Source organism: Pseudomonas sp. GM50 (assembly GCF_000282375.1).
Taxonomy (GTDB): domain Bacteria; phylum Pseudomonadota; class Gammaproteobacteria; order Pseudomonadales; family Pseudomonadaceae; genus Aquipseudomonas.
On the sequence record NZ_AKJK01000064.1, the window covers coordinates 1 to 20367 of the forward strand.

12 protein-coding genes are annotated in these 20367 nt (G+C 60.7%); 2 read left to right on the forward strand and 10 right to left on the reverse strand.

From position 1 onward, the window contains the following. On the reverse strand, positions 1-522 hold a 522-nt coding region (locus PMI30_RS13615; protein ID WP_008010338.1), incomplete at its 3' end, for a TolC family protein. A gap of 218 nt (positions 523-740) precedes the next feature. On the opposite strand from PMI30_RS13615, the gene PMI30_RS13610 reads away from it, so the two are divergent. Both PMI30_RS13610 and PMI30_RS13605 read left to right on the forward strand, forming a co-directional pair. After that, entirely contained in the window at positions 741-1850 is a 1110-nt protein-coding gene (locus tag PMI30_RS13610) for an efflux RND transporter periplasmic adaptor subunit (protein WP_008010340.1), read from the forward strand. Then, a complete protein-coding gene (locus tag PMI30_RS13605) occupies positions 1847-4996 on the forward strand; it encodes an efflux RND transporter permease subunit (RefSeq protein WP_008010342.1) in 3150 nt (1049 codons plus the stop codon). Before PMI30_RS13610 ends, PMI30_RS13605 begins: the two co-directional genes overlap by 4 nt. A gap of 117 nt (positions 4997-5113) precedes the next feature. Here PMI30_RS13605 and PMI30_RS13600 read toward each other — a convergent pair whose 3' ends face one another. From PMI30_RS13600 to bcsQ, 9 genes are read right to left on the reverse strand one after another with little or no spacing between them, the layout of a single operon-like run. Continuing rightward, complete coding sequence (locus PMI30_RS13600) at positions 5114-6268, reverse strand: alginate O-acetyltransferase AlgX-related protein (protein WP_008010343.1); 1155 nt, start codon at positions 6266-6268, stop codon at positions 5114-5116. After that, entirely contained in the window at positions 6268-7677 is a 1410-nt protein-coding gene (locus tag PMI30_RS13595) for an MBOAT family O-acyltransferase (protein ID WP_008010345.1), read from the reverse strand. The genes PMI30_RS13600 and PMI30_RS13595 overlap by 1 nt, the downstream gene beginning before the upstream one ends. Before the next feature lie 18 nt (positions 7678-7695). Continuing rightward, complete coding sequence (locus tag PMI30_RS13590) at positions 7696-8370, reverse strand: alginate O-acetyltransferase AlgF (RefSeq protein WP_008010347.1); 675 nt, start codon at positions 8368-8370, stop codon at positions 7696-7698. Further along, positions 8367-9035 (reverse strand): SGNH/GDSL hydrolase family protein, encoded by a 669-nt coding sequence (locus tag PMI30_RS13585; RefSeq protein WP_008010348.1) that lies wholly within the window; start codon positions 9033-9035, stop codon positions 8367-8369. Before PMI30_RS13585 ends, PMI30_RS13590 begins: the two co-directional genes overlap by 4 nt. A gap of 17 nt (positions 9036-9052) precedes the next feature. After that, positions 9053-12913, reverse strand: coding sequence for a cellulose biosynthesis protein BcsC (locus PMI30_RS13580; RefSeq protein ID WP_008010350.1), 3861 nt, complete (start codon positions 12911-12913; stop codon positions 9053-9055). Then, on the reverse strand, positions 12889-14130 hold the full coding sequence (gene bcsZ, locus PMI30_RS13575) for a cellulose synthase complex periplasmic endoglucanase BcsZ (protein WP_008010351.1): 1242 nt from the start codon (positions 14128-14130) through the stop codon (positions 12889-12891). Before bcsZ ends, PMI30_RS13580 begins: the two co-directional genes overlap by 25 nt. A 7-nt stretch (positions 14131-14137) precedes the next feature. Next, positions 14138-16441, reverse strand: coding sequence for a cellulose biosynthesis cyclic di-GMP-binding regulatory protein BcsB (gene bcsB, locus PMI30_RS13570; RefSeq protein WP_274517728.1), 2304 nt, complete (start codon positions 16439-16441; stop codon positions 14138-14140). Next, positions 16438-18669, reverse strand: a complete 2232-nt coding sequence (gene bcsA / locus PMI30_RS13565) for a UDP-forming cellulose synthase catalytic subunit (RefSeq protein ID WP_008010354.1) — start codon at positions 18667-18669, stop codon at positions 16438-16440. Before bcsA ends, bcsB begins: the two co-directional genes overlap by 4 nt. Next, on the reverse strand, positions 18666-19838 hold the full coding sequence (bcsQ, locus tag PMI30_RS13560) for a cellulose biosynthesis protein BcsQ (protein ID WP_008010356.1): 1173 nt from the start codon (positions 19836-19838) through the stop codon (positions 18666-18668). Before bcsQ ends, bcsA begins: the two co-directional genes overlap by 4 nt. Positions 19839-20367: the final 529 nt, after the last annotated feature.

Sequence of the window (20367 nt, forward strand, 5' to 3'; positions counted from 1 at the left end):
GGCAGCGACGCCCGCCTCGGAAGCCTGGTACTCGGCCAGTGCAGCCTCGCGTCCGCGTCGCAGTCCGCCAAAGACGTCCACCTCCCAGCTGGCATCGAGGTTGGCCTCGTAGGAACTTCCGTACCGATCATAGCCAGGCGTTGAGTTCAACACCTGGCCGAGCGGCGTCTCGATTGACTGGTAGGAGCGCGCGGCCTGTCCGCTGATGTTCCCCGAGGGCAGTAAAGCGGCATTTGCAGCACCGAGTCCGGCCCGTGCCTGCGTGACTCGCGCCGACGCCTGCGCAAGATCCAGGTTCTGCTCAAGCGCCTTGGAGATGAAGTCGGTCAGCACTGGATCACCAAAGCCTTCCCACCACGCTACAAGGCTGGTCGGCTTCGCTCCAGGTCGTTGTTCGACAGCAGGCTGACCCAAGTAATGATCCGAAAGCGGAGCGTCGGGACGATGGTAGTCCGGACCGACCGCGCAACCTGCCAATAAGCCGGCGATGACCAAAAGAGCAATTGGACGGAGGGGAGGCATTGAGATTCCTTCAAACGAGGATATTTGTGACCATATTACGCAATAGTCACATCCTGTCAATTAAGGCGATTTGAGCGGATTGTTGGCTTTATCCTTTTGCAGCGGCGGTTCCTGTGTTGAGTTTGAGAAGCTGGATGTTTCATGGCTGGTGACTATTGACACATATGGTCACTAGCCTGAGAATCTGGTGCTCGTCCTATTTTTAAGTAAGGGAACCTATGCGCCGGCTTCGACCTTTCCCCATTGCCGTTTGCTTGTTGCCTCTCGTCCTGACGGCATGTGGCGACTCATCCAACGTTGACGATCCGCGCACGCACGCTCCTCTGGTAAGGCCTGGAACGGTTCAGGGTTCCTCCGACACCTCGCGTTCTTTCACGGGCGTGGTGGCTGCCCGTGTGCAGGGCGACCTGGGCTTTCGGGTCTCGGGCAAGATCCTTGAGCGGTTGGTAGATACCGGCCAGACCGTTAAACGTGGTCAGCCACTCATGCGCCTCGACCCAATCGACCTGGGGTTGCAGGCGCGAGCACAGCAAGAGTCGGTCATAGCCGCTCGGGCCCGAGCCAGGCAGACAGCAGATGACGAGGCGCGATACCGCAGTCTGGTCGCCGCAGGCGCTATTTCTGCATCGGCCTACGACCAGATCAAAGCCGCAGCGGATACCGCAAAGGCGCAGCTTGGCGCCGCTGAAGCGCAGGCTGACGTTGCCCGTAACGCTTCTGGTTATGCGGTGCTGCTTGCCGATTCCGACGGCGTGGTGGTGGAGACGCTCGCCGAGCCCGGACAAGTTGTCAGCCCGGGACAGCCCGTGGTTCGACTGGCGCGGGCAGGGCAGCGCGAAGCCATCGTGCACCTGCCCGAGACGTTGCGCCCCGCAGCAGGATCCACCGCGCAAGCGACGCTTTATGGCAATACCACGGATGCTGTTACAGCGAAGCTGAGGTTGCTGTCTGACTCGGCCGACCGCATGACACGCACCTTCGAGGCGCGGTATGTGCTTGAGGGCGTGCTGGCCAATGCACCGATAGGTTCGACCGTCACGCTTCGGATCGCTGAAGGCACCACGCAAGGACAGGGGCTGCAAGTACCGATCGCTGCCGTTTATGACCCAGGCCAAGGCACGGGCGTGTGGGTGATCGCCGGTACACCGGCGAAGGTGGCCTGGCGACCTGTACAAGTCCTGGGCTTGAGCGACGACACAGTGCGAGTCGCGGGCGACCTCAAAGTCGGCGAGCAGATCGTAGCGTTAGGCGCACATCTGTTGCGCGAAGGTGAAGAGGTGAGATTGCCTCAACAGGATGACGTCAAAGTTGCCGGGGGGCGTCCATGAACGAGGGGCGCTTCAATCTTTCCGCGATCGCCGTTCGTGAGCGATCCATTACGGTGTTTCTGATCTTCCTGATTGCCGTTGCAGGCACCCTGGCGTTCTTCCAGCTGGGGCGTGCGGAAGATCCGCCGTTTACGGTCAAGCAGTTGACGGTCATTACCGCGTGGCCGGGCGCCACGGCGCAGGAGATGCAGGACCAGGTAGCAGAGCCACTTGAAAAACGCCTGCAAGAACTGAAATGGTACGACCGCTCGGAAACCTATACGCGGCCCGGTCTCGCTTTCACCATGGTGTCGTTGCTGGATCGCACGCCCCCCTCACAGGTGCAGGAAGAGTTTTATCAGGCGCGCAAAAAGCTCGACGACGAAGCCACCAAGCTACCGGCGGGTGTGATCGGGCCATTGGTCAACGACGAGTATTCGGACGTGACGTTTGCGCTGTTCGCCCTCAAAGCCAGAGGCGAGCCGCAGCGACTGTTGGTGCGTGATGCTGAGTCGTTGCGCCAACAACTGTTGCATGTGCCGGGCGTGAAGAAGGTCAACATTATTGGGGAGCAAGCCGAGCGCATTTTTGTGTCCTTCTCCCATGACCGACTGGCCACCTTGGGCGTTTCTCCCCAGGACATCTTCGCCGCTCTGAATAATCAGAACGTGCTCACACCCGCCGGTTCGATCGAAACCAATGGACCACAGGTCTTCCTCCGGCTGGATGGCGCCTTCGATAAATTGGAGAAAATTCGCGACACGCCCTTGGCGATTCAGGGGCGCACGTTGAAGCTCTCGGACGTGGCGACGGTTGAACGAGGCTACGAAGACCCTGCCACCTTCCTGGTGCGCAATAACGGCGAAGAAGCCTTGTTGCTGGGGGTCATAATGCGCGAAGGCTGGAATGGCCTGGACCTGGGCAAGGCGCTGGACGCCGAAACGACGAAGATAAATGAAGGCATGCCGCTGGGCATGACGCTGACCAAGGTCACTGATCAAGCCGTGAACATTGACTCGGCTGTCGGCGAGTTCATGGTCAAATTTTTTGTCGCGCTGCTCGTGGTGATGCTTGTCTGCTTTCTCAGCATGGGCTGGCGCGTAGGCGTCGTGGTCGCAGCGGCGGTACCGTTGACGCTGGCGATAGTGTTTGTGGTGATGGCGGCCACCGGAAAGAACTTTGACCGTATTACCCTCGGTTCGTTGATTCTGGCGCTCGGACTGCTGGTGGACGACGCGATCATTGCTATCGAAATGATGGTGGTGAAAATGGAGGAGGGCTACGACCGCATCAAAGCCTCCGCGTATGCCTGGAGTCATACGGCCGCGCCGATGCTTTCCGGTACGCTGGTAACGGCGATTGGCTTCATGCCCAACGGTTTCGCCCAGTCCACTGCCGGCGAGTACACCAGCAACATGTTCTGGATCGTCGGTATTGCTCTGATCGCGTCCTGGGTCGTCGCGGTGGCTTTCACCCCTTACTTCGGAGTGAAGTTGTTGCCAGACATCAAGAAGGTCGAGGGTGGGCATGCGGCTATCTACAACACCCCCCGTTACAACCGCTTCCGCCGGGTTCTGACACGGGTCATCGCCCGCAAATGGCTGGTGGCTGGTACGGTTGTCACGCTGTTTTTCGTGGCAGTTCTGGGCATGAGCCTGGTGAAGAAGCAGTTCTTCCCGACCTCAGACCGTCCCGAGGTGATGGTCGAGGTGCAAATGCCCTACGGAACCTCCATCGAGCAGACCAGTGCCACTGCCGCAAAGGTCGAGGCCTGGCTGCAACAGCAGGAAGAGGCAAAAGTCATCACGGCCTATATCGGGCAGGGCGCGCCGCGTTTCTTCCTGGCGATGGCGCCAGAACTGCCCGATCCATCGTTCGCCAAGATCGTGGTGCTGACGGACAGTCAGGAGGCACGTGAAACCCTCAAGTTCCGTCTTCGCGAAGCAGTCTCTGCAGGCCTCGCCCCAGAGGCCCGTGTCAGGGCGACTCAAATTGTGTTTGGTCCGTATTCGCCATTCCCGGTGGCCTACCGTGTGATGGGACCTGATCCGACGAAGCTGCGCGAGATTGCGGGCCGTGTACAAGATGTCATGCAAGCCAGCCCGATGATGAGGACGGTCAACAGCGACTGGGGCTCTCTGACGCCGACGCTGCATTTCAGCCTGGATCAGGATCGCTTGCAGGCGGTTGGACTGACATCCAGTGCAGTCGCCCAGCAGTTGCAATTCCTGCTGGCCGGAGTGCCGATCACGGCGGTTCGTGAAGACATTCGTTCAGTGCAGGTGGTTGGTCGCGCCGCGGGTGACATCCGGCTCGATCCCGCCCGGATTGAAGGCTTCACATTGGTGGGAGCGGCGGGTCAGCGTATCCCTCTGTCCCAGGTCGGAGAGGTGGATGTGCGTATGGAGGATCCGATCCTCAGGCGTCGTGATCGCACGCCGACTATCACCGTGCGCGGCGACATTGCCGAAGGCCTTCAGCCACCCGATGTATCGGGTGTGATCGGCAAGCAACTGCAGCCGATTATCGACACTCTCCCCGGCGGCTATCGGATCGAGCAGGCGGGTGCGATCGAGGAATCGGCCAAGGCCGGCCAGGCGATAGTGCCGCTGGTTCCCATCATGATTGCCCTGACGCTGCTGATCATCATCGTCCAGGTGCGTTCGATCTCGGCAATGATCATGGTGTTCTTCACCTCGCCGCTGGGATTGATTGGCGTGGTGCCAACGCTGCTGATCTTCCAGCAGCCGTTTGGGATCAACGCTCTGGTCGGTCTGATCGCGCTGTCGGGCATTTTGATGCGCAATACGCTGATTCTGATTGGGCAAATTCATCACAACGCGCAAGAAGGGCTGGACCCGTTTCACGCAGTGGTCGAAGCCACGGTACAGCGTGCCCGCCCGGTACTGCTGACAGCACTCGCGGCAATCCTGGCGTTCATTCCGCTGACCCATTCCGTCTTCTGGGGGACGCTGGCCTACACGCTGATCGGAGGTACGTTCGTCGGCACCATCATGACGCTGGTGTTCCTGCCGGCGATGTACGCCATCTGGTTCAAGATCCGTCCTGACAATACGGGTCAAACCGAAACAGCGGATAAACAAGCAAGCCTGGTGGATAGGACACCACCGCGTCCTCTCGCCGTTCACCTCACCACAAAGCTTTAGCCATAGGCCATAGCTTGCTGCTTTTAGTGGACGTCGACTGGCGAAAAGGCGGCTGACGGGCTCGGTCTGGTCGCCCTGAAGTTTCTTCACAGGCGCGGTTCGACCGGGTGCGATGGCCTACCGCAACGAGCGATAGGCAATGGGGTCGATGTAAGCCGTCTGCAGGTCCCGCTCCGGGATCTCCCAAATGATTTGCCTGGGGGGCGTTTCCTTGAAGGCCGGGTTGTTGAGGTAGCTGTTTGCAGCGCCAGAGAACGCTCCGCCGTCTTTGGCGAAGTTACCTACGGGGGCGCCCAGTGCCTGTTGCAGAAACCCTGCGAAGTTGGAGTTGCGCGAGAATGAGGTGCCAATGAGCGCGGTGTTGGGGAGGTCGGCATCGCCAAAGAGGTCTGCCTCGGTGTCAGGGCTGTCGGCTGATGCAACGGGACGTTCGTGGGTGTTGGTTTGGGCGACCATTTCGGGTGCGGGTTGCCATTTCAGCGGCAGCCAGTCGATGCCCGCCAGATGGACCAGATCGCCAGGTCGCACCGCGAGCGGGGCATGACTTTCGTTGAACGACCTGCGTGGCGTTGCGCTGATGCCCAGGGTCTTCAGGCGTTGGGTGATGGCATCGGCCGCCGCCTTCGCACCGGATTCGCTCCAGTGCGTATCGGTGCGCAACCAGGCACTGGCCCCCAGTGGCGTCAGCGCACCGGTGAGGTCCAGAGTCGACACGCCAGCCACCTCCAGCTTCGCGGTCCAGGCCTGGATGCGCCCTTCGAGAGCGGTTGGGCGGTGCAGTGCGCAACGCTGCCCGGAAGCGATGCGGCTCTTGTCCGGAACGATGACCACCAGCAGGCTGATGTCACGTCGGGAGAGCTGCTGCTTCAGATCAATCACTGCCTGGACTTTGGCATCGGCATTGCGCTGCGCTTGATCATTGACCTTGAGCTCATCGGCCAAAAACAACCAGTCAGGACAACCCGAGCGAACCCTCGGCCCGGTGTCACCGAGGAGCAGCCAACTGGCACCGCGCTCCAGCTCGGCGAAGGTCGTGGGGAGTTGAGCGTTCGACAGTTCCTTGGCGATCCGATGAGTGATATCGCCGTCAAGAATCTGCGGGGTCAGCACTTTATCGGGTAACAGCGAGATCTGCCCTGAAACGATCAGGCGGCCAGAGGACAGCAGCCCGACGAACAGGAATATCAGCAGCGCCACGCCTGCCAACCGACTGCTGCGTATCGCCAGATCATCTGGCGGAGTGGGGGGCGGGGTGTGCTTTAGGTTCGTCATCAGAATTGGAAGTACAGGAAGGGTACGGTTTCGCGACTGGCGATCAGTGCGAACGACAGCATTAAACCGGCGATGGGCCAAAGGGCGGCGGTGTAAAACGCAATGCCGCCCAGTTGTTTCTCACAGTAAGGGCGCAGCAGCGGTGCGACGACTCCGAACACACCCAGCAAGCCAGCAAGGCCGTGTACCGGGCGCAGGGTCGCGGACAGTTCATCACCGAGGGCGATGCCCTGCAGGCCGAACTGCCCGGCATACAGGCTCAGCGCGCTGTGAAAGTCGGGGGCGCGGAACAGTGTCCAGGCGAGGCAGACGAACAGCAGTGTCAGCCCATGGGAAAGCACCGGCGGTAACGGGGGCAGGGTAGAGCTGTTCCAGGCACGATTCACACACAACGCAATGCCATGGGCGCTGCCCCACAGCAGATAATTCCAGCTATCGCCTCCGTGCCAGAGGCCGGCGATGGCCATGATCAGGAACAGGTTGCGATAGGTTTTCCAGGTGCCGTTGCGATTGCCACCCAACGAAATATACAAGTAGTCACGTAACCAGCTGGACAGCGACAGGTGCCAACGACGCCAGAAGTCCTGGATGCTGTTGGCCAGATACGGACGGTCGAAGTTCTCGGGAAAGTGAAAACCCAACATCAGCCCAAGCCCGATCGCCATGGCACTGTAGCCGGCGAAGTCGAAGAACAGTTGCAGGGAGTAGGCAAGGCAGCCAACCCAGGCGTCGGAGAAGCTGGGGTTTGGCAAACTGAACGCCACATCGACCAGCGGCGACAGGGTGTCGGCCACCAGCACCTTCATGCTCATCCCGACCATGAACCTGCGTGCGCCCAGCGAGAAATTCTGCAGGTTGAAGTGACGCTGATTCAGCTCACGCCGAACCCAGTCATAGCGAATGATGGGGCCGGCGACCGAGTGGCCGAACATCGAGATATAGGTGGCGTAATTGATGAAGCTGCGTTCGACCGGCACGGTGCGGCGGTGTACATCCACCAGATAGGAAATCGCCTGCAATACGATAAACGATAGCCCCGCCGGCATGATGACCCGCTGCCAGTCCAGCGGCATGGCGCCATACCAGGTGACGGCATCGATCAACGTGCCGGCGACGATGTTGGCGTACTTGTACCAGCACAGCACCACCGTGTTGAGCACGATCAGCATCACCAGTAGCCGCACGCGGCGCTTGCCTTCTTCCCGCAAGGCGTCAATCAGCAAGCCACCGGCCCACGCCGTGATCGTCAGCACCACATGCACTGCGAGGAACCGGGGGCTCAACCAGCCATAGAACAGCCAGCTGCCGATCAGTAGCGTGACGTTGCGCCAGGCGGCCGGGCACACTGCATAAGTGCACAAGAATAGCGGCAGGAACAACGTCAGAAACTCGAGAGAGGCAAAAACCATGGTGGTGGCGCGATCCGATCAGTGGGCCAGGACGTCAGTCGCGAGCAACAGGTGCGGGCCCTTTGCGCCAGGCAGCAGCACAACGCTGTAGCGCTCGCCGGCCTTGAGCTGGCCCAGGTCAAGCGGGGCACCGACGTTGGCTTGGGCGCAGACCAATTGAACCGACAGGCTGACCGGGTTGATCGCGCGACGTTGCACGCTGCCGTCGGCCACCTCCTTGAACAGGTCGGCGTTCTTCCCCGCAGCGCGCAAACCGGCCTGGGTGCACGCTGGATCGGCGCTGATAAACGCCAGCGAGGCTCTCAGGCTATTGAAGTCGTCGGGTTGCTCACGGATGACGACCTGGCGGATACCTTGAGCGCTGTCTGGCAAAGCGATCACGCTGGCGAATTCGCCTGCTGCCACCTGGATGTCCAGCGGCTGGCTTTTGCCGTTGCGTTCCAGGGTGCCTTTGATCGGCTGGTTGGCGGGTACGGGCAGGTAGTCGGACACCGCATTCGAACCCTCGAGTCTGAGGCTGGCCCGCGAGCCTTCGGCCAGCAGCTGCAAGGGGCGGTCGGCGGCGTTGATAAAGCGCAGGAAGGCCGAGTCCTGATCCGGGCCCGTCGGGTACAGGGCAATGTCGGCGGCCTGGGCGTGCAGGCTCAGCATCAAGGGCGCGAACAGCGCCCAGCCACATGCGAATCGAGTCATTTGCCGGCTCCTGTGCTGCTGACGGTGTTGGCGGGCAGTTTGGCCAATGCACCGCCAATCGCAGTGCCCCATGCTTGATACCCGGCGACGGTGAAGTGCTGCCCATCGGTGGTGATCCACTGCCCGGGTTTGGAGAGCGTCAGCGAATCGATGTAGGTGCAAGGCGCCACGTTCGCGGCCAAAAACTGCGACATCAACTGGGTGCGGGCATCATTCTTCTGGTACATGCCACCGGCTTTGCCCCAGGCCGGGCCGACCCAGGCGCAACGGGTCCCGGTGGCCGCAATGGCCTTGGCCAGGCCGGTGACGCTTTGCCATGCCCAGGCCTTTGGAAACACTGGCTTGTCATAGGACGCCATGGTGTCGCCGATGACCAGTACCACCAGGTCGGGTTTGTCGGCGGCGATCAGGTCCTGGATCGGTGTGGTGGTTGCCTCGCGCCCTTTGATCACGATCTTGTCGTTGCCTTTGCGCTCGGCGCCGCAGTCGACCTTTTTGCTGATCAGCCAGTCGCTGGCGCTGGCACCGCAGGCACCGATGGAGTGAACCTGGGCGCCTTGGCGAGTCAGGTTGTCGTGCAGCGGCTCCAGCAAATGGTCCGCGAGGCTCATATGGCTCTCCCCAAGAACAAGGAGAGTCAGGCCGGCAAGGGCAGAAGTGGGCATCGAAAGCTCCAGAATGATCAGTTGGAATAAGGCGAGGTGTACGGGCTGACCGGCAGGCTCATGGGGCCGCTGATGTCCTCGAACTGGTAGCGCAAAGACAGGGCACCGCTGAGTTGTTGGTAGTCGTGAGCGTTGTCCAGGCCCAGATTGGCGCCCAGCAGGAAGTTCGAAGCGACCTTGTATTCGGCCGCCGCAGCGACGCTGTAGCCGATCCCGGTTTTGTTTTGCCCTTCGTAGCGCAGGCCCGAGGCCGCTTGCAGGGCTTTGTCGTTGGGGAAATAGTCGGCGCTGTCCTGTTCGAAATGCTGCACGCCAACCGAGCCCTTGACTTGATACGTCAAGCGTCCGCTGCGTTGTGCCCAGGTCACGGGCACGCCCAGGGCGAAGAACGTCTGCGGGCTGAAATAGCCGCCGTGGCCATAAGTGAAATAGTCCTGATTGTTGGCGTAGCTGATGCCGGTCATGCTCAGGCCGACGGTCAGCTTGCTGTCCGTTGCATTTTGCAGGTACCAGTAGACGCCGCTGCCCAGCTCACTGCGGTTGTTGGACTCGACATGGTTGCCCAACAGCTGGTGCCAGGAGGCGTAGCCATAGGCGCCGACTTCGTTGTCGTCAAAGCTCAACTGGCCACGCCCGCCATTGGCGGTCACGCCGCCCCAGGACTGCCCGCTGCGTTTGTCCGTGGTGCCGGCAAACGAGGTGACGCTGTCAGTCACCGGACGTCGGGAAACGCTCACGCCGTAACGGACATTAGAGGTGTCGCTCACCGGGCGATCAATGCTGATGCCGCCAGTGGCTGTGGTGTATTTGAAGCCGAGCGGGGTGGTGCCGAGATCGGCTTTGAACCCATCCGCGGGCCGTTGAATAGCGACGGAAAGGCCGACACCCTCGGCTTTTTGCGAGCCGACGCCGTCGCTCTGCGCACCGCTACCGAAACGCGACAGTGCCTCTCCGCTGGCACTGCCGGCGTTCAGCGAGACCGGCGTCACGCGCAGGGCGACGCGGCTTTCATCCAGCGGGATATTGATTTCCAGCGGTGTTTCAACATCGGTCAGTTTGCTCAACCCCGACTCACTGTTGTTGCTGCGAATGCTCACGCCTTGGGTGACGTAGGCACTGCGCTCCTGAAGGATTTTATTCAGCGCCAGTTGCGCGGGGCTGATGTCCTCGCTCACCAGTGCTGCGCGCGGCAGCTGCGACTCGAATCGATTGCTCGCCTGCTGCGACCTTGGCGGGGCGTCGATGCCAAAAGGGGTGTAAGACTTCACGCTGCCCGGCATTTCCTGAACCGGTGGCGGGATCGCTGCCAGCAAGCTGTCGCGACTGACCTCGCTCCGTGGACCCGACACTCCGGCAAAAGGGTTGGGCGCCACCGTCGAACCGGCCAGTTGGCCGCTCTGGTTTCTGCGTTTCTCGCTCTGTTCAATGGCCACCGCTTTGCGCAGCAGATCGGTCGCCGTGCCGGTCTGGCCCATGTTCTGGTAGCGGCGGGCGGCCTCTGTCAGGGTTTGAGGGTTGCCGGATTCAGTCTTGAGCAGCTGTTGCAGTGCCTGTTCGGCAAAGGCCGTGTCCTGTGCCAACACCGCCGCGTCGGCGGCACCCAACAGCAGTTGCGGGTCGTTTGGCTGGCGTTGTAACAGCGGTTTGTAGAGTTCGAGGGCTTTTGCCGTGTCGCCGTTGGCCGAGTACATCCGCGCCAGGGCCGCGACGGCAGCGCTATCACCGGGACGTTGCGCCAGTGCGGGCGCTAGCGTGTCATAAGCGCTGGCCAGATTGCCGCGTTCACGCAACTGGTCAGCCTGGCGGATGCGATAGAGGTAGAGCAGGTCGTCGAAACGCTTGCGAGCCGGCGCGTTCAAGGGCCTGTTCTGAAGGTCGCGCAGAATCTCGTTGACCTGTGCGTCCTCTCCAGTTTTAAGCAGAACAGCGGCGTATTGCAGGATGAAGTCCGCCGAGGGCGCCGTGGTGTTTTGCAACTGGCCGCGCATGAGGGCCAGCGCACGGGTCGGCTCGCCGATGTCGACATACGCCGAGGCCAGGCTCGCCATGCGATCGGGACTGTTATTGGCCGTCGGCTGAATACGATCGAGCAAGGTCAGGGCTTCCTGGCGCTGGCCGCGCTTGCCCAACTCGATCGCCTGGCGCAGTTGCAGGTTGAGGCTGACATCAGCGGCCAGCGCGTCCATGTCCGGGGTGCGCTGGTCGGGGCGCAAGCGTCCCAACGTGGTCTGGGCGGCTTTCCACTCACCCATCTGCACCGACAGCAAGGCGCTGATGTAAAGCGCATCGGCATTGTCGGGGCGGGCCTGGAGCATGGCGTTGATCAGGTCCCGAGCCTTTTGCGGTTCGCCCATCGCCAGGTTCAGGCGGGCCAGGGCGAAACGTGTCCAGATGTTGTCCGGCTCAACGCGCAGTGCGTCTTGCAAGGCGTTGCGCGCAGCGGGCAGGTCGTTGCGTTGTTCGGCGAGGGCGGCCAGTTGCGTCGCGCGCAAGGCTTGCAGGCGTGCGGACTGGCCGATCTTTGCCTGTCCGGTGGCGGGCAGGCTGTTGATCAGTTGCAGGGCTTCATCGTTCTTGCCGCTCTTGAGCAGCACATTGACCAGCCCTTCCTGTGCTTGAGGGTCGTCGTGGCGCAGGTTCAAAATCTGCCGATAGTTGCGCTGAGCGTCATCGAACTGGCCCGCGCCGGCCTGAATATCCGCCAGGGCGAGGCGAGCATCCACCCCGTTTGGATTGAGCCGCAGCGCCTGGTTGACCAAGACCTGTGCCTGGGCTGTCTGGCCTTTGGCCTGGGCGTCGCGGGCCTGCTGCAACGCAGACCAGTAGCGCACTTCGTTCAGTGCAACTTGCCAGCGGCTGCCGTCGTTTTGTCGTGTGGCCTGACTCAAGAGCTTTTCCGCTTCGGCCAGTCGGTGTTGCTGCTGGCGAATAACCCCAAGGCCACCCAGTGCGTCAGCATCATCGGGCCGGGTTTTCAAGCGTGCTTGAAAAGCCTGTTCGGCGGTGGCCTGATCGCCTTCTTTGAGCGCCTTCAGGCCGCGCGCGACTTCGGCGGGCGGTTGCCATTCCTTGCTGGTCGTCGTTGCTACCTGTTGCTTGCCCTTGTTCATCTGCGCCCGGATTTCCACGTCATCCGGATGCGACTTGAGGTACGCCTCGAACAACGGCACTTGTGCCGGATCGGGCGGACCGATCCAGGTCAGCGCCAGGCGCCAGCTTTCGTCGGCATCACCGGCAATGTCGGCACGCTGGGTCAGCGCGGCCAGGGCGCGGATGCCCTCGGCACGGCTGTCTTCACGGCGCACCAGATGCTTGGCGTAAAACAGCGCGACGATCGAGTCGTTGGGCATTTCACGTTGCAGGCGCTGAAATCCGCTGCGTGCCTCAGCCCAGTCAGCCTGATTGAAGGCAAGGTTGTTGTAATACTCACGGCCGATCGTACCTTGAGGTGGACGGCCATCGAACAGCGAACGAAACACAGCGGTCGCCTTGTCACGCTCACCGGCATCGACGAGGCGCCGAGCCTCCTCCAGACGCTGCTGGTTCTGCGGTTGGGCCACGCCGATGTCCTGCGCCAATTGCAGTGCCTGCCGAGGCGCTGGCTGGATGGCCTGCAAGCGGGCGAGGTATTGCTGCGCCTGTTGTGGCTTGCCCTGTTGCACGCCGATCAAGCCCAGGCCATACAGTGCGTCAACCTGGGCCGGGTCCAGCAGCAGGACTTTCAACCAGACTTCCGCAGCGCGTTGAGGGTTGTTGTGCAACTGCCAGTACTGCCCTTGCTCGACGAGTAATGCTTGTGGTGTCGGACTTTGAGCGTGTGCAGCGGCCGTCCATGCGCTCATGACGGCGATGGCTAGCGTGCGGTGATGCGCGTGCATGCGGTCTCCCAGGAGAGTTTCAGCGTTCCGTCTTCCCGGAATCGGTAATGTTTATCTGCCCATCCGAGGGCGAACAGGCTGAGCATGAAGTTGTAGTAACGCGGCGGACCGGCGTCGGCATCAGGCCTGGCCAGCGCCTCGTGCAAAGCGAGCTCCACGCGGCGTCGTTGCTGATCGGCCAACCCGGGGTGCCCCTTGGCCTCAAGGTAGGGAATCAGTGCAGCCCAGAATCCGAACGGGCTCTGACCCTGAACACTGCCGTGGAGAACCTGGACTGTTTCCGGGGGGGAACCCGTCGCGACCGTGCTGCGGGCCATGCCGTCCAGCCGTTTGAGCAGGCGCGCTGCCAGCGGTTCGGAGGTATCACTCATACCCAGCCAGAGGTACACGCGAATGGCATCGTAGCTGCCCGTGTCGCCGTGGATCGGGTCGCTGGTGAAGACACCCGATTGCGCTGAAGTGCCTTGATAACCGACCCAGTCAGCGACGAAACCGTGGCGGCTGGATTGGGCAATCATCGTCGCGGTGTTGTTGGCAATCGCTTGCCAGGGCCCGGAGGGTGCTGCCTTGGCCAGCCGCCGTAACAGTGGCATTGGCAGGTAGCTGGGGTTCAGGCGCCAGAGCGCGTCCGGCTGGACGAAGCCTTGTGGTCCAGGCAACACCATCGGGCCCAGCCCGGGCAGCGTGACGACCAATTGCGCTTCAATCGTCGCCATCAGGTGCAGGGCGTCCTGGTGATAGTCCGGCCGATGCCACAGGCGTGCGGCTTCGAGCAGGGCGTAGGCGGTCCACAGGTCGGCGTCGGCGGCCGAATTGGCGTCTTGCAGGCGCCACTGACCGTCCGTGCCTTGCCCCCATAACCAACCCGGCAGGCGTGTGGCGGTGGCAGAGCCTGCGAGGTTGGCTGAGGTCCAGCGCCAGAGTTTGTCAAAGCGTGGCTGATCGTTGCCGATCAGCGCGAAGAGCATGCCGTAGGACTGCCCTTCAGAGGTGCTGTGATTGTTCTCCTGGCTCGACTCCAGAACCCGGCCGTCGGCCTGGACGAAGCGCGTTGCATAGGTTTGCCACAGTGGCCAGGCTGGCGACTCACAGGGTTTTCCGGCCGCGATCGCAGGCGCCAGCAGGGCAAGCGCAAGCACGGCGCTCAACCTGCGCGTGTTACCGCGCAGGCACTGGCGAAGTGAAATACCCCGGCTGCTCATGGACGACACAGGCATGCGCGGCTCATTGACCAAGACGACGTTTGGCCCGTAAACGCAAGGCCAGGTAGGCCATCGAAGCCAGCAGCAGGATCCCCAGGAGGGTGAACAGCATGAGCGCCACTACGTTTTGCGAGAGGTACCACTGCAGATAGCGCAATGGGCTCAGGCTCCCGACGTAGTAATCCTGCTCGGCGACCAGCGATTCGACATGCTTGCCCCTGACCACCACCAGACTGCCTTGCAACTCGCGGGCGTTTTCTTCGCTGCTGAGCAGGGCGTTGGTCACGTCGGCCAAACCGTTGGGCCTTGCGCTGGCGATAAACACCACACTGCGCCCACTCTTGAGCGGCGATTCGAATCCGGTCAAATAAGCACTGCCGTCGTCAGCGGTAAACCTGAAGCTGCTGCGCGCTTCACGCAGATTGGTTTTCGTATCCGGGCTGATCCAGTTGCGCACACGCAAGGGCAGGTCAGACAGTTCAAAGTATTGCGCAGCCTCTTCGCCCTTGGCCGGCAGAAGGCTTTGCCATTGCGCAAGCAGCGGCTGATTGTTGCCCGAGGCGAGCACCAGCAAATCCCGGTCGCTTTGCTCGGCCACCTGGTCGGCGTGGACCACCTTCACCCCGGTGGCCGGATAACCGGTGGAGTCGCCGAAGCGGCCGAGCAGGGTCAGATAGGCGCTCAGATCGGCCGGGCCTGGCTCGTTGGGCAGGATCACCGAAGTTTCAGAAAGGTCGGCCATGCGGGTGAACGGGAAGCCACTGTCCTTGAACACCCCGAGGTTGGGCATGGCCATGAAATGTTCGTATTGGCTGAGGTCCAGGGTCGAGTCCGGGTCGATCACACCGCGCATGTTGTCGATGATGATGTCGCGGCATTCGCCCTGTTTGATGTAGTCATACATGAAGCGAAATTGCAGGCGTGATTGCAGCGCTACGGAATTGAGCGGCAACAGCATGCGCGACGTACGGGCCAGGCTGTCGTCGGTTTTGAGCATCGCCAGCAGGCTGTCGCTGTTGCCGAGTTTCTCGATCGAGGGCAGATCGATCGACTTGATGAAGGTGTCGTTGAAGTTGACCAGCAACGAGGAATTGGTGGAGACCGGTTGCGGCGTATAGCGGTATTTCAGGTCAAGTTGCGCACCGGGCTCACGCCAGTTGAACAGGTCGGGTGGCAAGCGCAGCGCAACCGTCATTTGCCCCGGGTTATAACCCGACACATTGAGTTCTGCGGGCTTCGCCAGTTCACCCAGGCGAACCGGGCGATCGGAGGGCAGCCAGTTAGGCGCGTCGTACGGTCGGCGTGGTTTGAGCGAGTCGATCCGGTCGATCACTACGCTCTGCCCGGAAAAGGCCGAGCCACCGAGGGCCAGCGCTGTCGCGGCGACCTTGAGATCGGCGCCATCGCGCCCGGAGACGATCAACAGTTTGCCCTGAGCATCATTCGGGTTGCTCACGAGTGTCAATGTCGGCCCCGTGACTTCTTTGATCGGTAAGCCGCTCAAGGTCGTTGATTCGCTGCCACTGACAAACACCACGGCGTTGCCTTTGGCCGGCAGGCTGGTGAGGCTGGCGGGGAAGGTGGCGCCGCGGTAGCTGGCCAAGGCGCCAAACCAGGACGACAGGATACCGGCGGCCTCAAGCTCGGCGCCGCCCGGGCGCCCGGTGAACACGAAGGGCAACTTCAGGGGCGAGGCGTCTCGACGATCGAACAAGGGCAGCGGCAGGGCGGCCAGGTCGTTGGGCTGTTTAATCGAGGACACCTGGAGGCTCAGCTGACTCTCGTTGCCGATCCTGGCCCACAGGCTGGAGTGCAAAGGGTCTTCACATTGCATTGTGTAGTGACCGATGAACTGCAGGCTGAGCCGGTTGAATTCGGTGATGGTCTGCGGCGGAATCTGCACGGTTCGGGTCTGCAATTTACCGGCCTCTTCCTTCGGCAGGGGCAGGCTGGCGGCCACTTGATCGTTGACCAGCACATTGATCTGCGAAAGGTCGGCCAGCAGCGCCGGTGAGTAGCTGTACTGCAACGTGACCTGCGCCGCCGTGACGACTTCATCGGCGCGCACATCGAAGTTCACACTGTCGGTAGCCTCCACGCCTTTAAGGGTCATCGAATAGCTTTTGCCCAGCTCCTTGAGGGTGCGGGTATAGCTGTTGCCCGGGGCATCGGTGCCGGGCAACGCTGCGAGCGGCATCACCGCCGGCTCTGTGGCGCTGATTTGGGCGGTAGCACTCAATGCCCAGCCGCTCCAGCCCGCTAGCGAGCAGGTGATCAGCATGAGTGAGCGACGAGGAAGAAAGGTCCGGCGAGTGGAAGGCTTCAAGATCGTTGCGTGTCCGCGGTGGAGTCGATAGGTGATGGAGTGTCCGGGCGTTTGCGCAGCAGCGCCTGGCTGTCCTTTAGGGTTGCTACGAACAAGCGCAGGATGGCGCGCAAGCCAATGCTGCTGACCTCGCGCAACGCCGACATGGGCGCGTCGAGGCGGCCGTTACCCCACGTGTTGGCCCAGGTGTCGGCCCGTGAAAAGGTCAGTCGCACCAGCTCGCTTTGCTGGCGCAGGGTCAAAGCCTCGAATTGCACGCCCGCCACTTTGTCGTTGCTGAAGACTGTTTTTGCGGGAAAGAGGCTTGAGGGCGGTGTGCGCAGAATGCACAGTCGCAGCTTCTCATTGACGCTGAGCAGAACCTGCGGTGGCAGTGCCAGACCCACGCCGTTTTGTGAGAAGTCCCGGGTTACGCAATCGAACCAGGTGCCGTCTTCGCGATAGACGCGCACGGGCAGATCCGCGGGCACCCTGGGTTCGTTGCGCACCTGAGAGGACTCAGTGGCCACCGCCACGGCGGTGCTGACGATGACGATGTTGTACACGGTCCAGGCCAGGTTGATCAGCAGGGTAGTGGCCTCGGCCGAATCACTCCCGATCAGTTTCACCACGCCGATCGCCAGACCGATCATGTTCAAGGTCAGCAGGACGATGTAAGGCCGCGCGAGCTTCCAGTTGAAATAGTCCTTTTCAATGGTGCCGCCCTTGTCGGTCACGTTGAATTTGCCCAGCGAAGGGCTGATCAGGGCCAACAGCACCGGTCGCATGATGTACCAGGCCAATACCGACTCATACACCTCGTTCCAGAAGGAATGGCGGAAGCGCCCCTGGATGCTGGAGTTGGTCAGGCTGGAATGGAAAATATGCGGCAGTACATAGACCGTGACCATCAATGCCGAGGCATGGAAAATCTGCGCGTCGAAAAACAGATAGGCCAAGGGTGCGGTCAAGAACACCAGGCGGGGCAGGCTGTAGAAAAAGTGCATCATGGCGTTGAGGTAGCAGATGCGCTGCCCCAGGTTCAGTCCCTTGCCAAACAACGGATTGTCGGTCCGAAAAATCTGCGCCATGCCCCGCGCCCAGCGTATGCGCTGGCTGATGTGTCGGGAAAGGCTTTCAGTGGCCAGTCCCGCCGCTTGTGGAACGGCGAGGTACGCGGTATTGAAACCACGGCGATTGAGCTTGAGTGCCGTGTGCGCATCCTCCGTCACGGTTTCGGTGGCGATGCCGCCGACTTCCAGCAAATGAGTCCGCCGCATGACCGCGCACGAGCCACAGAAGAAGGCCGCGTTCCACAGGTCGTTGCCGTCCTGCACCAGGCCATAGAACAGCTCACCTTCATTGGGCACCGAGCGAAAGGTATCGAGGTTTTTTTCGAACGGATCGGGTGAGTAGAAAAAGTGCGGCGTTTGCAGCAACGCCAGGTTCGGGTCCTTTAAAAACCAGCCCATGGTGATCTGCAGGAAGGAACGGGTGGGCACGTGGTCGGCGTCGAATATGGCAATGAACTCGCCATCGGTGACTTTGAGTGCCTCGTTGAGGTTGCCGGCCTTGGCATGTTGATTGTTGTCGCGGGTGATGTAGTTGACACCAATCTGCTGACAGAAAACCTTGAACTCCTCGCGGCGTCCGTCATCGAGCATGTGCACCCGCAGTTTGCCCTCGGGCCAGTCAATGGCTTGAGCGGCGAGCACCACCAGTTTGACGATACCCAATGATTCGTTATAGGTAGGAATGAACACGTCTACCGTCGGCCATTCTGCGGGCGGCTGTTGCAGAAACTGCGGTTTGCGGTGCAACGGCCAGGCGGTCTGTACATAGCCGAAGACCAGGACGAGCAAGGCATACAGTTCGGCCAGCACCAGCCCGTAGCCAAATACGGCATCCTGCCAATTCTCGAAGTTCAGGGTGTCGGACAGGCGCCAGTACATGTAACGCAACGAAGCGATCAGCGAGAGGGTGATCAGGGTCAGGATCGCCAGGCGCCCGGCTTGTTTGCGGATGACCAGGCTGGCGGCAAAACAGACGGCGGCAAACGCGGCCTGGGAATACAGATTCAGCGGCGCAGTGAGGATACCCAGCACCAACAATGCCGCGATCAGCCCGGCTGAGACCTTCAGGCCTTGGCGCCAACGCACGGGCCATCGACTAATGCGATCCTGGAAGCTATCCAATAGCCCCTGCAACCACCACGTCTTTGCAGGTAGCTGATTGAGCTGGGCGGTCATGGCGTGCCCTGCTGGCTGGCAGCATCCGCGAAAAGCAGGGCATGGACCGCGCCAGACAGCGAAAGAATGTCCTGACAGCCAATGCTCTCGGGCGCGTACTGGAGGAGGTCCCGACCATAGGCCAGCGACTCGTTGAACTGGTGATCGAGGCGAATCGTCCCGATCAGGTCAGCGCCGAGCCGCCGCACAAACAGCACGCCCATGTCCCTGCTGAACGAACGCGAGTCATCCCGTTGGTTGAGCACATACCGGTGCCGCTGCGCGCGTCGTCGGGTGGTTTCCAGCCACTGGGTCATGGTGTCCAGTGCCAGGTAGGAGGCCGCGTCGGCCACCGTCAGCACCAGCACCAGGTCGGCAGCGTCGAGTGCCTGTTGCGAATAGATGGTCGCACCCGAAGGCGTGTCCAGGATCACGGTATCGTTTTCGCTGAGGTTCATTGACGCAAGGTGCTGATTCAACCAGTCAGAGTCTTCAAGCATCATCTGCCTGAGCAAGCGGCGATCGTTCATCTCGCCAGTGCCGAAGGGCAGGCACTCACTGTCGCTAAAGCCCGGCAGGCGATGAGCGTCCCAGTCTGCGCCATGCTCTTTGAGCTGGATCAGCCCGGGAACCTGCCGGGTGATACCCAAGTGGCTGGATAGCGCGTTCTGAGGGTCCAGATCAATCGCGATGGTTCGCCCGCCAGGACGCCGAAGTGTTTTTGCCAGGCCTGCGGCGACGGTGCTTTTACCCACCCCACCGTTCGCCGAAACGATAGCAATGACCTTCGCCTTGGTCCGCTTGCAAGTCGTTTCTGGCAGACCGTCTCGACGAACCTGGTTGAGTTCACGCAACAGGTCGCTCAATCGCTGACGGTCACCTGTACCAGAACTTGCAGGTGGCTCGGTCAGGGGAGGGGACTGGAGCAAAGGTGACGAGAGGACAATATTCTTCACCGGCTCGACTGGCGCGCCAATCAATAAAGAAGGTTGTGGCTCGTCCAGTAGAAACACAGGGGGCGTTGGCGTTGATGTTGGGGGAAGCAAGGCTACCAACGGTTCTGGCTCAGCGAGCACAGGTTTAACCGGGTCGTCTTTGAAATCTTTATAGTTCGGTTGTATTTCCTGGTAGCTCTCCGCATTGGCGCCAAAACGTGTAAAGAGTTTCGTAATATCGTCTACATATTTCATGCGTTGTACCAGGAATGAAATAACTCAGAAACTCAGCATTCCATTAACTTGCAAAGTTGATGCGTCGTCTGGGCGTTGGCAGAGTGCCATTAATCTAGGGCGGCCGCGTCTGGGTGTCAATGATTGTTATAAAAAGTCAGCGAGACTTGTTAATGTTAATTTGAGTGTTATTAAGATGTTATGTTATTCGTGGGAAGTGTGAGTGTTAGAGTGCGTCTGATAATGACGGTTCGGTGGGGTGTAATGTGATGATGGGAATGGGTGTGTTTGTTCGGGAGCGGCGCGATGGAGTGTTGATCGCCTTGAATGATTTGATGCTGGGTTATGCATTAAATAAAATTGGCTGGTGTATTTGAAAGGGTAGTGGCGATTTCAAAAATCTTTATACACCTTGAAAGTAAATCCATTCCTGCTTCAGGAATAAAACAAACCCCTTGGGTTTCAATATGTCGGACGCTAGAGGGGAGTTTCGTTTCCCGCTCCAAGCATTAAAAAATGGATCTCTGAAAAGAGGTCCATTTTTTTCGTC

Bases quoted from the DNA above. Each gene is read 5' to 3' on its own strand.
- PMI30_RS13610 (WP_008010340.1), top strand. From the start codon at position 741: ATGCGCCGGCTTCGACCTTTCCCCATTGCCGTTTGCTTGTTGCCTCTC.
- PMI30_RS13605 (WP_008010342.1), top strand. From the start codon at position 1,847: ATGAACGAGGGGCGCTTCAATCTTTCCGCGATCGCCGTTCGTGAGCGA.
- PMI30_RS13600 (WP_008010343.1), bottom strand. From the start codon at position 6,268: ATGACGAACCTAAAGCACACCCCGCCCCCCACTCCGCCAGATGATCTG.
- PMI30_RS13595 (WP_008010345.1), bottom strand. From the start codon at position 7,677: ATGGTTTTTGCCTCTCTCGAGTTTCTGACGTTGTTCCTGCCGCTATTC.
- PMI30_RS13590 (WP_008010347.1), bottom strand. From the start codon at position 8,370: ATGACTCGATTCGCATGTGGCTGGGCGCTGTTCGCGCCCTTGATGCTG.
- PMI30_RS13585 (WP_008010348.1), bottom strand. From the start codon at position 9,035: ATGCCCACTTCTGCCCTTGCCGGCCTGACTCTCCTTGTTCTTGGGGAG.
- PMI30_RS13580 (WP_008010350.1), bottom strand. From the start codon at position 12,913: ATGCACGCGCATCACCGCACGCTAGCCATCGCCGTCATGAGCGCATGG.
- bcsZ (WP_008010351.1), bottom strand. From the start codon at position 14,130: ATGCCTGTGTCGTCCATGAGCAGCCGGGGTATTTCACTTCGCCAGTGC.
- bcsA (WP_008010354.1), bottom strand. From the start codon at position 18,669: ATGACCGCCCAGCTCAATCAGCTACCTGCAAAGACGTGGTGGTTGCAG.
- bcsQ (WP_008010356.1), bottom strand. From the start codon at position 19,838: ATGAAATATGTAGACGATATTACGAAACTCTTTACACGTTTTGGCGCC.